Consider the following 1,473-nt stretch of genomic DNA (forward strand, 5'->3'; position numbering starts at 1 on the left):
CGCTTCCCCCTCGCGCACCAGTTCGGCCGCCCGCTTCCAGTTATCGGTAGGCGCTCCATCAGTGATAAGAAACACCCAAGGCCGGTAGTAGGACACCCCGTTGGCTTTATAAACCTCCTTTCGCTGGCGAACCATAGCCAAGCCTTGCTCGATAGCGGCACCCATCGGGGTATCTCCCGTGCATGTAAGAACAGGGGGGTAGAAGCTGTCGGCAGTTACGAAATCGGTGATGGTTTGCACCGGGCCGAAAGTAACAATGGCAACCTCTACTCGCTTGGCCGCTAGGGAGTCCGCATTCAACTCCTCTTGGAATTGAAGCAGACCCGCATTGAGCTGCTCAATGGGCTGCCCGTTCATGGATCCGGAAGTATCTAGCAGCAACAGACATGCGCACCGGTTCTCTGGATTCTCGGCGAAAGCGCTGGCGCCAAAAGGAACTTGCTCGAACTCGTTGAATCTCCTTATCTGTGGAAACGAGTTTAGGCGAAATCTTGGCCGCGGCAGGCGGCCGTTCTAATATGCGGCATGGCGACCCCTTCCCCTTACACCTTTGCTTGGGTGCCCCGAAGCGCCGCCGATTGGGCGCCCTTGGTCGTTTCGACCGCCTCTATATTAGGGCTGCTGTTTGCCCTTGCCGTGCAAATCATGGCCCCCGCAAGCCCCATGCCAGAACGCTCTGCGCAGACACGTGCCGAGCCATCGGTACAAATGCTGAGCAACTCAATCCCCGGATTGCCACCCTCGCATTGGCACTGTGCGGCTGGTTAGCGCCACTGCTCTACCGGCCCAAAAGCAGCCACTTTTGGACATCCCGGGATGCAGGCGCAGTCCGGTCGCCAGCTCGTCCCGCTCCGCGCAGTCGGCCGTCGCGGCCGGCTGGCATGTCAGCCAAGATTTTTACCGCAATGGATACCAGCTGGTTCTCGTTGATGCGGGGGTGGAGCGAGTCGGGCAACTCTGCGTGCCGGTGGGTGCGAGTGTGCTTGTGTTTAGTGCCCAAGGCCTAGTGGCGATTGCCTATGACAGGAATGGGAAGCCGCTTACGCGTCTCGCCTCGCTGGCCCTCATCGATGACCGAACTCTGCGGCTGGACGGAGTCCAAGGTGCACTAGCCAGTATCGTCGTGGGGGAAGATGAGGTTCAGCTCAATGCCCCGCACTAGATAAAACGTGGCATGGCCTGCGACAACAACTAGAGGCTAAAGCTGGTGCGGCCCTCACCACACTAGCCGGCAGCTAAACTCACAAGGGAAGTATCTCCGCCACGTGCGCATACGATCGCGGTGACCGATGCTCATGAGTCGTTGACCACGCGATGTTCCCCGCTTCTGAGCAGCGGCGCAATCAGGAGTCGCCGCGACGCCACGAGACCCTACGGCAGCGACTTCCGCCGCTTTTCGTCCATCCACTTGCTCGCCTGCGCCGGCTCGTAGGCCTTCATCCACGCCAGCATCGCCTCGAGGTCGTCGCCGTG

The 1,473-nt window shown here is 59.9% G+C and carries 1 protein-coding gene and 1 pseudogene; both read right to left on the reverse strand.

The window, feature by feature from the left end; translation table 11 throughout:
- On the reverse strand, positions 1–465 hold a 465-nt coding region (locus tag IG80_RS12890), incomplete at its 3' end, for a vWA domain-containing protein (RefSeq protein ID WP_032114208.1).
- 906 nt (positions 466–1,371) lie between these two features.
- Positions 1,372–1,473 (reverse strand): annotated as a pseudogene (locus IG80_RS17110) (LOG family protein); the annotation flags it as partial.

This window comes from Candidatus Paracaedibacter symbiosus, assembly GCF_000757605.1.
GTDB lineage: Bacteria > Pseudomonadota > Alphaproteobacteria > Paracaedibacterales > Paracaedibacteraceae > Paracaedibacter_A > Paracaedibacter_A symbiosus.